Here is a 13,384-nt window from a genome sequence, read left to right as displayed (position 1 = left end):
CGCGGGGGTCGCCCGGACGTCAGCTCTCCTTGACCGCCTGGAGTCCCAGCTTCACCTCGATGGTCGGGCCGACCACGGCGATGCCCTTGGCGAGAGTGGCCTGCCAGTTCACCGCGTAGTCCTCGCGGCGCAGCCTGGTCTCGGCCTGCGCGCCGAGCCGCATGTCCCCCTCGAAGCCGGGGCCCTGCCAGCGGCGCTGGCCGAGGTAGACGGCGTCGAGCTCGACCGGGCTGGAGTGCCCGCGCAGCGTGAGCTGGCCGTGCACCGACCACTGGTTGCCGCGCAGCGGGGTGAGCCGCTCGCTGGTGAAGTACAGCCGCGGGTGGTTCTCCACGTCGAAGAAGTCGGACGACCGCAGGTGGTCGTCGCGCATGGACACGCCGGTGTCGACGCTGGCCGCGTCGATGACGACCTCGATCCGCGAGTCCTCCAGCCGCGGGGCGACGATGATCCGCCCGTCGAAGCTGGTGAACATCCCGTGGATCTGGGACATCCCGACGTGCTGGGCGATGAACCGGATCTCGGTGTGGTACGGGTCGAACTTCCACACGCCGGGTGCGGGCAGCTCCAGCGCGGGGTCCTGCTCCAGCTGCACACCGCCGAGGGTGGTGTGCTGGTTGACGCGGATCTCGCAGCGCTTGGCGAGCCGCTGGTAGCCGCCCGCGGAGATCGCGACCCGGTGCTCGCCGGGCGGCAGGGCGGTGACGAAGTACCCGTAGGTGTCGGTGGTGCACTGCGCGACCTGCTGGTTGAGCCGGTTGGCCACGGTCACCGTGGCCCCGGGCAGCAGCCGCTCCTCGTCGTCGTGCACCTGCCCGCTGAGGATGCCGCTGTCCAGCGGTGTCGGCGGGAGGATGGACCCGGCGCGTTCCGCGCGACCGCTTCCGCCCGAGCGCTTCGAGCGGCGGCGCAGCAGCCTAGCCAGTGCCATGCAGACCCCTTTCGTAGTGTCTTCGCGCGGACGATCGCTTCCTGCTCGCTCGCCTGGCCCTCCGGCATGATCGTCGATTACTGAAAGTGATCCGCATTCGGGTTCGTGCGGCTCGCCACAACACCCCCGCGAGGAGGAGGTCCGAGGGAACCTGAGCCCCTCGCGGAGCGTTCTTGTTACCAGAGGTGGAAAACACGCGGGAGGGCCCGGAGGGCGGGAACCCGCCCCCGTTCGGGTACGGAACGTGAAAGGCAGGCACGGTGCACGGTCGGTTCAACGGTCTGAAGACCGCGCTGCTGCTGGGCGGCATGAGCGCGCTCGTGCTGCTCGTGGGGCGCATGTTCGGCTCGTTCGGTCTGGTCGTCGCGCTGGTCGTCGCGCTCGGGATGAACGGCTACGCCTACTTCAACTCCGCCAACCTGGCGCTGCGCGCGATGCGCGCACGGCCCGTCTCCGAGGCCGAGCAGCCGAAACTGCACCGGATCGTGCGGGAGCTGTCCACCTCGGCGCGGCAGCCGATGCCCGCGCTGTACATCAGCCCGACGCAGGCGCCGAACGCCTTCGCCACCGGCCGCAACCCGCGCAACGCGGCGGTGTGCTGCACCGCCGGCATCCTGGAGCTGCTCGACGAGCGGGAGATCCGCGCGGTGCTCGGGCACGAGCTCTCGCACGTGTACAACCGCGACATCCTCATCTCCAGCGTGGCCGGGGCGCTGGCCAGCGTGATCACCTTCCTGGCGAACTTCGGGCTGCTGTTCGGCATGTTCGGCGGCTCCCGCGAGGAGGGCGGCAACCCGTTCGGGATGCTGCTCGTCGCGCTGCTCGGCCCGATCGCCGCCGCCGTGGTGCAGATGGCCGTGAGCCGCTCGCGCGAGTACCAGGCCGACTCCTCCGGCGCGGAGCTCACCGGCGACCCGCTCGGCCTGGCCTCGGCGCTGCGCAAGCTGGAGCGCGGCACCCAGCGGGCGCCGCTGCCGCCGGAGCCGAAGCTGGCCTCGCAGTCGCACCTGATGATCGCCAACCCGTTCAGGCCGGGCGAGCGGATGGCGCGGCTGTTCTCCACGCACCCGCCGATCAGCGAGCGCGTGCAGCGGCTCGAGGGCATGGCGGGACGCGAGCTCCCGCGGATGTGATCCGCCCGCCGGGCGCCCGCGGGCACCCGGCGGGCGGTGCGCTCAGCCCTGCGCGCCGGCGTCGCGCGCGAGCGCCATGACGTACTCGCCGTAGCCCGACTTGGCCAGCAGCCGGCCGCGTTCGAGGCACTCCTCGGCGGTGATGTAGCCCATGCGCAGGGCGATCTCCTCCAGGCAGGCGATGCGCACGCCCTGGCGGTGCTCCAGCACCTGCACGAACTGGCCCGCCTCCAGCAGGGAGTCGTGCGTGCCGGTGTCCAGCCAGGCGAAACCGCGCCCCAGCCGGGCCAGGTGCGCGCGCCCGCGCCGCACGTAGGCGAGGTTGACGTCGGTGATCTCCAGCTCGCCCCGCTGCGAGGGCCGCAACCCCGCCGCGATGTCCACGACCTCGTTGTCGTAGAAGTACAACCCGGTGATCGCCGTGTTCGACCGCGGAGCGCTGGGCTTCTCCTCCAGGGAGACCAGCTTGCCGGCGGCGTCCACCTCGCCGACGCCGTAGCGCTCCGGGTCGCGCACGGCGTAGCCGAACAGCGTGCAGCCGTCCAGCTCCGCCGCGCAGCGCTGCAGCATGCCGGAGAAGCCCTGCCCGTAGAAGATGTTGTCGCCGAGCACGAGGGCCACCGAGTCGTCGCCGATGAAGTCGGCGCCGATGCGGAAGGCCTCTGCGAGTCCGTTCGGCTCGGGCTGCTCGGCGTACTGCAGGTGCAGGCCGAACTGCGAGCCGTCGCCCAGCAGGCGGCGGAACAGCGGGACGTCCTGCGGCGTCGAGATGATCATGATCTCGCGGATGCCCGCGAGCATCAGCACCGACAGCGGGTAGTACACCATCGGCTTGTCGTACACCGGGAGCAGCTGCTTGGACACCGCCTGCGTCAGCGGGTGCAGGCGCGTGCCGCTGCCCCCCGCGAGGACGATTCCCCTCACCGAATCACCCGGTCACCGGTAGTTCTCGAACTGCAGCGCCACCTCGAAGTCCGCCTCCTTGAGCAGCTGGATCACGGCCTGCAGCTCGTCCTTCTTCTTCGCGGTCACGCGCAGCTGCTCGCCCTGGATCTGCGCCTGCACCCCCTTGGGCCCCTCGTCGCGGATCTTCTTGCTGATCTTCTTGGCCACCTCCTGCGAGATGCCCTGCACGATCGAACCGGCGATGCGGTAGGTCTGCCCGGACGAGCGGGGTTCGCCGAGGTCGAGCGCCTTCAACGAGACGCCGCGCTTGACGAGCTTCTCCTTGAACACGTCGACGGCGGCGCGGCAGCGCTCCTCGGTCTCGGCCTCGACGGTGACCGCGTCCTGGCCGGCCCAGGAGATCTTCGTGCCCGTGCCGCGGAAGTCGAAGCGGTTCGCCAGCTCCTTCGCCGTCTGGTTCAGGGCGTTGTCGACTTCCTGCGTGTCGGTCTTGCTGACCACGTCGAACGACGAGGTTGATGCCACCGAAGTCACCTCCAGCTGTGTCGGGTCAACGGTTTCACGCTACCCGGGTCCCCACCCCCTTCGGAGATGGCTGAGAGCGGCGGGTAGGGTATGTCCCCGACAGCGATGAAGAGCTGCCAGCCGGGTTGCCCGAGCGGCCAAAGGGAGCTGACTGTAAATCAGCCGGCACTGCCTTCAGAGGTTCGAATCCTCTACCCGGCACCCAGCACCGACGACCCCGTGACCTGCACCCGCAGGGCACGGGGTCGTTCACGTGCGGTCCGGTTGTGGCCGGCTGGTGGCGGCCGTCTACGGTGAGCTGTTCCCTATGTGTTCCCAAAGGGTGCAGTCCCTGGTGATCCAACCCGGGACGCTCGGCCATGGCTGGGCTCGACGTACGCTGCCCATCCAGCAACAGTCCCCGCACATACCACTCACCTTTGGCCCGCTGATCCCGCCGCGGCCTGATGGGTGGACGGGTGAGCCGCGGCCGCCGGGATCCTTCAAGGGCGACGAACCGCCGAAGAATCAGGATTCCGAGCGCGACTACAGCCAGCGCCGTAAGCCCTCCTCCGGAGGGGCAGGGGCCGGTGCTGGAGCGGCACCGGCCCAGGATGTGTCGGTCCAAAACTCCTTCTTCAAGGATTCGTGACCGGTGCGGCGGTGCGGCGCTTCGGTGGCCAGATCGTGCGGAAACACTCCGCGCTGCGCAGGATCGGCTCCTGGAAACCCAGCCCGATCATGATCGTGCGCATCCTGTCCGAAGCTTCGGACAGAGCCAATCTCTGCGCAGTCCTGTTCTTCTGACGGACCCGCACCGGTGGTCGACGAACGTCGCACCACGGGTGACTTCGAGGGTTCACGACGAGTTTTCGGTGATCTGGGTGGAGTCGTGGCCAGTCCGGCCAGTGGCGTTCTCGATGTGGTATTCGTTGATCTTTCGGTAGATGGTTGCCCGGGAGATTCCCAGGCTGCGCGCCGCCTGCGCACGGTTTCCCCGGCTTTCCGTGAGCGCGTTGACGATGGCGTCGCGCTCCATGGACTCGATCGGGTTGAGCACCCTGCCGCTCTGACTGCGGCACTCCGGTGGCAAGTCGTCGACGTTGATGGTGCCTGCTCTGGTTCTCTTGGCCGCCAGCTGGATGACCCTGCGGAGCTCGGCGGCGTTGCCGGGCCAACTCCGCTGCAGCAGCTTTCGCATCGCCGCTGAGGAGAACTCCAGGTCGGATCTCTTGGTGATTTGCTGCAGCATCAGCGGAGCGATCTTTTTGATGTCCTCGACGTGGTGCCGCAAGGGCGGCACTTCGACGGAGTGGGGGAAGGCAGCAAGGAGGTTGTCGAGCGCCGAGCTGCGCTTGGCGTTCTTGTCCAAGGTCGCCGCGACCCACTTCGTCGAGTGGTCGTGGAGCGACGCTAGCAGCACGACTTTCAGACGCTTCATCGTGCGCGCATCGAGGTGATCGAGGTGGCGCAGAACGATGGAACCGTGCCCGGCCTCGAGTTCGCGTTGCACCTCTTGCGTGAACTGTTGGTTCGAGGTGGTCTCCGCTGCATCGATGATTCGCAGGTGTGACTCCGGGCTGTGGTGGAGATGGATGGCCCGGATCAGAGCGAGTTTGCCGACGCCGGGTTCTCCTTCCAGGGCGGTCCAGCTCTGTTCGAGGAAGTCGCGGTTCAGCGTGCGACAAGCCTGTTTCCACAGTGGTCCGGAACCCTTTACTCCCGGCAGGTTTGGCGCGTCTCCGAGTGCGGGCACGGCGAACCGGTGGGCTGGTTCGGCGAGTTGGGCGCGGGCGAGCGTGCCGGCGTACTGGTTTCCGTGGTGCACTTGCTCGGCGTAGACGCAGCAGTGCGCACCGCTGGGGAGATCGATTTTGGCGCTGAGTCGTCGGGTGGAAGCGTCGAGCTCATTGCGCAGGTGTTCGCTCACCGCGGTGTGGTCCTGGGAACTCAACAACTGCCGGGCTTCGTCGTTCAGCATGAAGACGTCCGCGTTGAAGGCGAGAACGGGGCCCGGGTGACGTCGGCAAATCCGGAGGTACTCGTTCAGCAGAGCCGTTTCGCGTCCCCGGGCACTGGCGAGCAGGGCCGCCTCGATGTTTTGGGCGGCGCTGCGCGCCATCGCCATCAGCAGCGGGTTCGCGTCCTGCGCCCAGCACGTGATGTCCAGCAGACCTTCGAGTTGCCGGGTCGTCGGGCTGTACAGCGGCACTCCGGCGCAGGCGAGTTCGCCGAGCGGGTCGGTGTAGTGCTCCCGCTGGTAGACGTACGTCGCCTGACCGGACTCGAGGGCTGTACCGATCCCGTTGGTGCCGATGAACTGTTCGGCGTAGCTGAAGCCCGGGGCCAGGTAGACCTCGTCGAGGTGCTGTTCCAGATTCGGGGTGCCGGTGCGCCGGTCGAGCACGTAGCCCTGGGGATTGGTCAGGACGACGCTGACCGGCTGATCGCTGACCTCGCCCTGCAGCCGATCGAGGACTGGTGTCGAAGCGTGTACGAGGCGTCCTTCGATGTCCACGTTCTCGTGGTACGGGGCCAGCAGTTGGTCCGCCGTGACGTTCCAGCGTGCTGACCGCTGCCACGAGGCCGCGATGGTGTTCCGGACCGTCTCCGGAGTTTGCTGGTCGGCGAGGAACTTCTCACGCGCCGGCGCCAGGTCGGAACCCGGCGTACCGGGTGGGCTCTGCGGTGGCGACTCGTGGTGGGGGTGGCGGGTCATGGTCGGGACCTCCTCCGGGGGCGGCCGCTCGATGGGAAGTGGCCGCCCCTGTGATCCCAAGCCTGACATCAACGCGCAAGTGAGTCGTACCCCAGAGTGTCTCACATTGAGATGAACACGGGGGAGCCGGCCTGCTGTGATTCGTGTCATCCCGGAACCGCGACCACAGCCGGGAGCACGTGACATCCAGGAGGCAAGCGTGAGCCGACAGAGCCTGAGCAAAGCTCACCAGAAGATCACGGAGTTGTCCTGGGAGCCGTCCTTCAAGACACCGGCGCAGCGGTTCGGCACCGACTACAAGTTCGAGAAGTCGCCGAAGAAGGACCCCCTTAAGCAGATCATGCGCTCCTACTTCCCGATGGAGGAGGAGAAGGACGACCGCGTCTACGGCGCCATGGACGGTGCGATCCGCGGCAACATGTTCCGCCAGGTGCAAGAACGCTGGATGGAGTGGCAGAAGCTGTTCCTGTCGATCATCCCGTTCCCGGAGATCTCGGCGGCCCGGGCGATGCCGATGGCCATCGACGCGGTACCGAACCCGGAGATCCACAACGGGCTCGCCGTGCAGATGATCGACGAGGTACGCCATTCGACGATTCAGATGAATCTCAAGCGCCTGTACATGAACCACTACGTCGATCCCGCCGGGTTCGACATGACCGAACAGGCTTGGGCCAACAGCTACTCCGGCACGATCGGTCGCCAGTTCGGGGAAAGCTTCATCACCGGCGACGCCGTCACCGCCGCGAACATCTACCTGACGGTGGTCGCCGAGACTGCCTTCACGAATACGCTGTTCGTGGCCATGCCGGGTGAGGCCGCGGCCAACGGGGACTACCTGTTGCCAACGGTGTTCCACTCGGTGCAGTCGGACGAGTCGCGGCACATCAGCAACGGCTATTCGATCCTGCTCATGGCCTTGGCCGACGAGGACAACCGCCAGCTGCTGGAACGGGACCTGCGGCACGCGTGGTGGAACAACCACTGCGTGGTCGACGCGGCGATCGGGACGTTCATCGAGTACGGCACGAAGGACCGCCGCAAGGATCGCGAGAGCTACGCGGAGATGTGGCGGCGGTGGATCTACGACGACTACTACCGCAGCTACCTGCTCCCGCTGGAGAAGTACGGTCTGGAAATCCCCCACGACCTCGTCGAAGAGGCGTGGAACCGCATCGTCAACAAGTTCTACGTCCACAAGGTGGCGCAGTTCTTCGCGACGGGCTGGCCGGTGAACTTCTGGCGTATCGATCCGATGACCGATGCCGACTTCGAGTGGTTCGAGGAGAAGTACCCCGGCTGGTACAACCAATTCGGCCGCTGGTGGGAGGAGTACAACCGGCTGCGCTACCCGGGGCGGAACAAGCCCATCGCTTTCGAGGACGTGGGTTACGAGTACCCGCACCGCTGCTGGTCCTGCATGGTGCCGTGCCTCATCCGCGAGGACATGGTGGTGGACAAGGTCGACGACCAGTGGAAGACCTATTGCTCCGAGGCCTGCCACTGGACCGACGCCGTCGCCTTCCGGCCCACCTACCAGGGCCGGGAGACGCCGAACATGGGCCGTCTGACCGGTACCCGCGAGTGGGAGACCCTCTACCACAACTGGGACTTGGCCGATGTGCTGCAAGACCTGCAGTACGTGCGCGATGACGGAAAGACGCTGATTCCGCAGCCGCACCTCGATCTCGACGACCCCAAGAAGTTGTGGACCTTGGACGACGTCCGCGGCATACCGTTCGCCAGTCCGAACGTGACGCTCAACGAGATGTCCGACGAGGAACGCGAACGACACGTCGCCGCCTACCGGGCCAACCCGAACGTGACGGCCTGAACGACGCGGGCCTCGTCCCTCCACCGGAGGGGTTCGCCTTCGGGTGGCGGCCTGTTGTGGGGCCGCAGGCCGCCACCCGAGGTCACCGCGGGGTGCACCGCCTCCCTGAGCGAGAGGGGAAGGGAAATCCCATGACCGATAAGCACCGCGTCCGCTTCGAGCCGGTCGACATAGAGATCGAGGCGACCGAAGACGAAACAGTGCTCGATGCCGCGTTCCGCCAAGGCATCATGCCGCTGCACGGCTGCAAGGAAGGGCAGTGCTCCTCGTGCAAGTCCTTCCTGCTCGACGGCGACATGCAGATGGATCGCTACTCGACCTTCGCGTTGGCCGACTACGAGAGCGACGAGGGATACGTGCTGTTGTGCCGGGCGCACGCCTACAGCGACCTGGACATCGAGCTGATCAACTACGACGAGGACATGCTGCGGGCCGGTCTGCCCGTGGTCACCGTGTCAGCCCGGGTGCAGGCAGTGGAGGAGCTCACCCACGACATCACGCTGCTGCGGCTCAGCGTCGACGGTGCTGACGAGCTCAAGTTCCATCCCGGCCAGTACGTGGACATCGCCATTCCCGGCAGCACCGAGCACAGGTCGTTCTCCATGGCGAACCTGCCGAAGAGCCGCAACGGAGAACTCGAATTCCTCATCAAGCGCTATCCCGGCGGCAAGTTCTCGGGCCTGCTCGGCGGTGGTCTCAACACCGGCGACGACCTCGAGGTCACCGGACCGTACGGCACGTTCACGCTGCGGGCCGACTCCGACCGCCGGCTGGTGTTCATCGGCGGCGGTGCGGGTATGGCGCCGATCTTGTCGCTGCTGCGGCAGATCGCTGCCAAGGACGCCTTCGACCGGGAGGTCGTCTTCTACTACGGAGCCCGCACGGCGGCCGACCTGTTCCTGCTCGACGAACTGGCCTCGTTGGCCGAGCAGATCCCCCGCTTCCGGTTCGTGCCGTGCCTGTCCGACAGCGACCAGGCCGACTGGCGGTCGCTGGGACTCGACGGCCGGCTCGGCGTGGTCACGACCGTGGTGGATGAGCACGAGTCCACCTTGGCTGACGCGGACGTGTACATGTGCGGACCGCCGCCGATGATCGACGCCGGTCTGGAAGTGCTCGCCTCCCGCTCCGTTCCCGCGGAGCAGATCTTCTACGACAAGTTCACCGTTTCGGCTGAAGCCTGACAACCGCCCGCATGGTGCCCACCGCACGCGTGTCGTGGGGCAGGCCCATCGGGGAAAGGAACGCCAACGATGGTCACCAGGGACACGAGCAAGCAGCGCAGCTTTCCCAAACCCGAGTTCACCGACGCCGAAGCCGGAGCCGTGACATTTCCCAGCTCGGAAAGCCGTCGCTACAACTACTTCACGCCGAAGAAGAAGCGCGCCACCGTGTACGAGGACGTCACGGTCGACGTCCAGCCGGATACCGATCGGTATCTCAGCCAGGGATGGATCTACGCCTTCCCGGACGGTCCCGGCGGGTATCCGCACGACTGGACCGCGCTGAAGTCCAGCGATTGGCACCGTTTCCGCGATCCCAACGAAGAGTGGGAAAAGACCATTTACCACAACAACGCCAACGTGGTGCGGCAGGTCCAGCAGAACCTGGAGAACGCGAAGAAGGCCAATGCCTACCACCGCTGGTCCCGCGGGTGGATGCACTTCGTGGAACGGAACTTGGGCGCGTGGATGCACGCGGAGAACGGGCTGGGTATGCACGTGTTCGTGGCTGCGCAGCGCTCCGGCCCGACGAACATGATCAACACGGCGATCGCGGTCAACAGCACGCACAAGCTGCGGTTCGCCCAGGACTTGGCGCTCTACAACCTCGACCTGAGCGAATCCGTCGAGGAGTTCGACGGCGGTGCGCACCGCGAAGTGTGGGACTCCGAGCCGGCGTGGCAAGGGGTGCGCGAGGTCGTGGAGAACCTCACAGCCGTCGAGGACTGGGCTGAAGCCGTGTTCGCCACCAACGTCGTTTTCGAGTCGCTGGTGGGCGTGTTGTTCCGCAGTCACCTGGTGATGCAGATCGCCGCTCGCAACGGCGACTACATCACGCCGACGTTGGTCGGCTCCGGCGAGAAGGACTACGAGCGCGATCTGAACTACACGCGCGAGCTGTTCGGGATGCTGCTCGGTGACGACGAACACGCGGACACCAACAAGCACCGACTGCAGCAGTGGGTCGACGCGTGGACGCCGATGTGCGTGCAGGCCGCCCGCGAACTGCAACCGATCTGGTCTCAGCCACAGGAGAAAGTGATCACGTTCAACGAGTCGTGGGACACGGCTGTGGACGGTTTCCGGAACGTGCTGGCCGAATTCAGCCTCGACGAGCCGAAGGAGCTGACGAAGTGAGCAAATCAAGGAATTTCACCGCGAACGAGACGGCATCGGACTTGTGCGGCGTGACGTTGATGAACAATCAGAACGGGCACGCAGTCGCCGAGATCATGGCGGGCAAGGACGACGTGGATGTCGACCACTTGCCATCGATGATCCGCGTCGACGGCCGCGGGAAGCTCGTGTTCGACTTCGACGAGATCGCCGAGGAACTGGGCTTCGAGTTCGATCAGTCCGACTTCGAAGAGATCATGTCCACCCATTACGGGCGCATGGTGCACCTCGACGACAAGACGGTCCTGTTCGCACGCCCCGAGGACGCCGCCGAGTACATCGATTTCGATCTGAAGCCGGTGCGTTAACGCACCGCGCTGGGGAAGGGACGGAGGCGGGCGGGTCGAATCCCCGCCTCCGGCTTCCACAACGACCCCCGTTGTCCCGGCGCAAGGCCGGCCGAGATCGCACGCCCCGCGAGGAGCTCTGTTGCACATGCCCACCCGGACCCGAACCCACCTGTTGCACGAGGTTTGGCAGGCCCTCGACGACATCGTGCCCGCCGGTCGGACCGCGTCGCTGGCCGAGTCGGGAATGGTGGCGGCGGCATCGACCGATGGAGCCGTCGTGCGGGCGCTGCTGCGCGTGCCGACCACTCTGCGCGGAAGAGGCCCGACGGGCGACCTCCTCTCCGATGTCGTGGAGGCGCTCGAGGTGCTGCCCTCGTTCAGCGACATCGAACTGAACGTGAAACCGAGCCGGCCGGCCTGGACGGTCGGACAACCCGCCTACGACGCCGTCTGGGACGCGCACGCCGCGTCGATGGCGCCTGCTGCACATACCGCGTGCGCGCAGCAGGCGGCACCGGATCTGTCCCGCATGGGATGGGTTCTCGACGCCGAACACGCCACCGGCGGTGAACGCACCCCGGCTTTCGACAAGGTGTGCGTGATCATCCACGCGCACATCCGCCCGGACGAAACCCTGCTCGCGTCGGCCTGACCACGCGCACGGCCACGCAACCACCGCGACACATCACGAACCAGAAGGGCGAGCTGACATGGCAAAGGATCTCCGCTTCAACGTCCAGGCACGGCAACTGCTGGTCGACGGGGTCGACGCCCTGGCCGATGCGGTCAAAGTGACACTGGGCCCGAAAGGCCGCAACGCGGTCATCGAAAAGCTCACGGGGCCTCCCAGCATCACCAACGACGGTGTGACCATCGCCCGCGAGATCCAGCTTCGCGACCCGTTCGCCGACATGGGCGCACAACTGGTCAAAGAAGTGGCCAACAAGACCAACGGCGTGGCCGGGGACGGCACGACCACGGCTACCGTGCTCGCGCAGGCACTGGTGCACGAGGGGCTGCACGCTGTCGACGAGGGTGCCAACCCCATGCTGCTGAAGGCCGGAATACAGCACGCCGCGAACGCGGTCATCGACGTGCTTCGCGCGGGTGCCCGCGGGATCAGCGGCAAGGACGATCTCGCGCACGTGGCCATGCTCTCAGCCAACAACGATCCGGAGGTCGGCGAGATGATCGCCGTGGCCATGGATCGCGTGGGCACGACCGGTGTCGTCACCGTGGAAGAAACCCCGACGTTCGGGCTGGACGTCGATTTCGTCGACGGCTTGGAGTTCGACCACGGCTACATTTCCCCGTACATGATCACCGACGAGAACCGGATGGAAACGGTCTTCGACGGCGCTTACATTCTCCTGACGAACGAGAAGATCGCGCACGTGCAGACCCTCATGCCGGTGCTCGAGCAGGTGACCCGCACCGGCAAGCCGCTCGTGGTGCTCGCCGAGGACGTGCAAGGACCTCCCTTGGGCATGCTCGTGCACAACAACGTGCACGGCACCTTCAAATCCGTGGCTGTGCGCTCCCCCGGCTTCGGCCACCGGCGCCTGCAGCAGCTCGGCGACATCGCCACCCTGTGCGGCGGTGAAGTCATCAGCGGTGACGCCGGCCTGCAGTTGGAGTCGGCCAAGCTGGAACATCTCGGTTGGTGCGACAAGATCACCGTTACGGAAAGCAGCACCACCATCGTCGGCGGTGCGGGGGACGACACGAGCGTCAAGGCGCGGATCGAACAGCTCAAACGGGAGCTCGAACGCGCGGAGAACCCGCACGACCAGGACTCGTTGCAGGAACGCATCGCCCGCCTGTCCGGTTCCATCGCCGTGCTGCGCGTCGGCGCCGCCACCGAGGTGGAACTCAAGGAAAAGCAGCACCGCGTCGAGGACTCCGTCTCGGCCACGCGCGCTGCCATCGAAGAGGGCGTTCTCGCCGGGGGCGGAGCCGCGCTCGCCAAAGCAGCCGCGAATCTCAGCCCCACCGGGCTGGACGGAGACGCGGCCCGCGGCCACGAGATCGTTCGACGGTCGCTGATCGAGCCGTTGCGGTGGATCGCGGTCAATTCCGGACATGTGGCCGACGACGTCCTCGACCACGTCGCCGCCCTGCCGGAAGGCCACGGCTTCAACGCGTTGACCGGCGAGTACGGGGACATGTTCACAGCCGGAGTGATCGATCCGGTCAAGGTGACGCGGTCCGCGCTGGAAAGCGCCGCCTCGATCGCCTCGCTGCTGCTGACGACCGAAACCTTGCTCGTCGAGGAGCACGCGCAAAATCCCGGTGCGATTACTGCTCCCGGAATCGGCGATCTCGCGGAGGGAATGGTACGCCCCTCCAACATCGCCTGACCCGGCTCGGAACCAACCGCGGGCCCGGCGGGCATGCGGAGCTACCGGCCGCAGGTCGGTAGGAAAGCTCGTGGGGTCTCGGGCGAGTCGCGGCGCTCGGAACCCCACGAGCGCTTTCCCCGCGCAACCGGTGTCGCTGAAAAGCAATGCAAACGGACGAGGGAGTTCTCCAGTGAAAGCAGTACGAGTGCACGCCTACGGCGAACCGGCGAAGCTGGACACCGTGCCGGACCCGGCTCCGGCGGGGCCGCTCGACGTCCTCGTCGAAGTCGGCGCGGCCGGGGTGTGCCGGACGGACCTGCACATCA

At 66.5% G+C, this 13,384-nt stretch carries 12 protein-coding genes and 1 tRNA gene; 9 read left to right on the top strand and 4 right to left on the bottom strand.

Annotation, left to right across the window (positions count from 1 at the left end; translation table 11 throughout):
- Positions 1-19 precede the first annotated feature (19 nt).
- Complete coding sequence (locus ACYVJE_RS18125; protein WP_461145384.1) at positions 20-931, bottom strand: YceI family protein; 912 nt, start codon at positions 929-931, stop codon at positions 20-22.
- A gap of 260 nt (positions 932-1,191) precedes the next feature.
- On the opposite strand from ACYVJE_RS18125, the gene htpX reads away from it, so the two are divergent.
- Positions 1,192-2,064: a zinc metalloprotease HtpX gene (htpX, locus tag ACYVJE_RS18120; protein ID WP_461145383.1), complete on the top strand. Its 873-nt coding sequence runs from the start codon at positions 1,192-1,194 to the stop codon at positions 2,062-2,064.
- A gap of 42 nt (positions 2,065-2,106) precedes the next feature.
- On the opposite strand, the gene rfbA is transcribed toward htpX, so the two are convergent.
- Positions 2,107-2,988 carry a glucose-1-phosphate thymidylyltransferase RfbA gene (gene rfbA / locus ACYVJE_RS18115; protein ID WP_459157466.1) on the bottom strand — a complete coding sequence of 294 codons (882 nt, stop codon included), beginning with the start codon at positions 2,986-2,988 and terminating at the stop codon, positions 2,107-2,109.
- Positions 2,989-3,000: 12 nt separating this feature from the next.
- Complete coding sequence (locus ACYVJE_RS18110; RefSeq protein WP_459157465.1) at positions 3,001-3,495, bottom strand: YajQ family cyclic di-GMP-binding protein; 495 nt, start codon at positions 3,493-3,495, stop codon at positions 3,001-3,003.
- A gap of 119 nt (positions 3,496-3,614) precedes the next feature.
- Between ACYVJE_RS18110 and ACYVJE_RS18105 the strand changes: the two genes are divergently transcribed.
- Together ACYVJE_RS18105 and ACYVJE_RS18100 are read left to right on the top strand one after the other, a co-directional pair.
- Positions 3,615-3,696, top strand: a tRNA-Tyr gene (locus tag ACYVJE_RS18105).
- Positions 3,697-4,122: 426 nt separating this feature from the next.
- The gene (locus ACYVJE_RS18100; protein ID WP_461145382.1) at positions 4,123-4,281 is read left to right on the top strand and encodes a hypothetical protein; all 159 of its coding nucleotides are present in this window, start codon (positions 4,123-4,125) and stop codon (positions 4,279-4,281) included.
- 52 nt (positions 4,282-4,333) lie between these two features.
- Here ACYVJE_RS18100 and ACYVJE_RS18095 read toward each other — a convergent pair whose 3' ends face one another.
- A complete protein-coding gene (locus ACYVJE_RS18095) occupies positions 4,334-6,193 on the bottom strand; it encodes a sigma-54-dependent Fis family transcriptional regulator (protein WP_461145381.1) in 1,860 nt (619 codons plus the stop codon).
- Between the two features lie 199 nt (positions 6,194-6,392).
- Between ACYVJE_RS18095 and ACYVJE_RS18090 the strand changes: the two genes are divergently transcribed.
- The 6 genes from ACYVJE_RS18090 (at position 6,393) to groL (ending at position 13,076) form a co-directional block, all read left to right on the top strand.
- Positions 6,393-8,027 carry a ferritin family protein gene (locus ACYVJE_RS18090; protein ID WP_461145380.1) on the top strand — a complete coding sequence of 545 codons (1,635 nt, stop codon included), beginning with the start codon at positions 6,393-6,395 and terminating at the stop codon, positions 8,025-8,027.
- Positions 8,028-8,158: 131 nt separating this feature from the next.
- Positions 8,159-9,211: an FAD-binding oxidoreductase gene (locus ACYVJE_RS18085; RefSeq protein WP_461145379.1), complete on the top strand. Its 1,053-nt coding sequence runs from the start codon at positions 8,159-8,161 to the stop codon at positions 9,209-9,211.
- Positions 9,212-9,280: 69 nt separating this feature from the next.
- Positions 9,281-10,387, top strand: a complete 1,107-nt coding sequence (locus tag ACYVJE_RS18080) for an aromatic/alkene monooxygenase hydroxylase subunit beta (RefSeq protein WP_461145378.1) — start codon at positions 9,281-9,283, stop codon at positions 10,385-10,387.
- 59 nt (positions 10,388-10,446) lie between these two features.
- Positions 10,447-10,734, top strand: a complete 288-nt coding sequence (gene mimD, locus ACYVJE_RS18075; protein ID WP_461145377.1) for a propane 2-monooxygenase effector subunit MimD — start codon at positions 10,447-10,449, stop codon at positions 10,732-10,734.
- 127 nt (positions 10,735-10,861) lie between these two features.
- A complete protein-coding gene (locus ACYVJE_RS18070; RefSeq protein ID WP_461145376.1) occupies positions 10,862-11,368 on the top strand; it encodes a hypothetical protein in 507 nt (168 codons plus the stop codon).
- Positions 11,369-11,426: 58 nt separating this feature from the next.
- Positions 11,427-13,076, top strand: a complete 1,650-nt coding sequence (groL, locus tag ACYVJE_RS18065; protein WP_461145375.1) for a chaperonin GroEL — start codon at positions 11,427-11,429, stop codon at positions 13,074-13,076.
- Positions 13,077-13,384 lie beyond the last annotated feature (308 nt).

It is taken from the genome of Salinifilum aidingensis (assembly GCF_054782015.1).
Note: the sequence above shows the minus strand (reverse complement) of the source record. Positions and strands in the feature narration are given on the sequence as shown.